Origin of the sequence: Brevibacterium permense (genome assembly GCF_025506275.1) — a bacterium.
GTDB classification, from domain to species: domain Bacteria; phylum Actinomycetota; class Actinomycetes; order Actinomycetales; family Brevibacteriaceae; genus Brevibacterium; species Brevibacterium permense_A.
On sequence record NZ_QYCP01000041.1, the window covers coordinates 1 to 460 of the forward strand.

The 460-nt window shown below is 44.1% G+C and carries 1 protein-coding gene; it reads left to right on the top strand.

The window, feature by feature from the left end; translation table 11 throughout:
* On the top strand, positions 1-460 hold a 460-nt coding region (locus D3I60_RS01450; RefSeq protein WP_262774341.1), incomplete at both ends, for a DUF7146 domain-containing protein.

A 460-nucleotide genomic window follows, 5' to 3' on the forward strand; every position in this document is an offset into this window, starting at 1 on the left:
ACTGATGACATTTCCAAAACGAGAGAAGCGGCACACAAGCAATCAAGAGATAGTTCAAGAGAGTCTTACCCGTGCCTTATAGCGGCAGCGAGATCACAAGAAGGAACTCTCACAGCGGTACAGATTACCTTTTTAGATCCTCAAACGGGAGCCAAGGCAGCTATTGCAACACCTAAGAAGTCTTTTGGAGTTATCAAAGGATCAGCAGTTACGCTTCAGGAAGGCACAGACCCAGATGCTCTCTTTATTGCCGAAGGAATAGAAACAGCCTTAAGCTTAAAGGCTGCAGGACTTAAAGGAACCATTAAAGCCTGTCTAGGTCTTTCTAACATGAATCACCTTGTGCCTGATTCAGAACTCTCACCTGCTGAAACTCCTTATAAACACATTGTTATTTGTGTAGATCATGATCCCGACGACTCTCCAGCCACTAAAAGTCTCAATAAGGCTGTCTTAACAC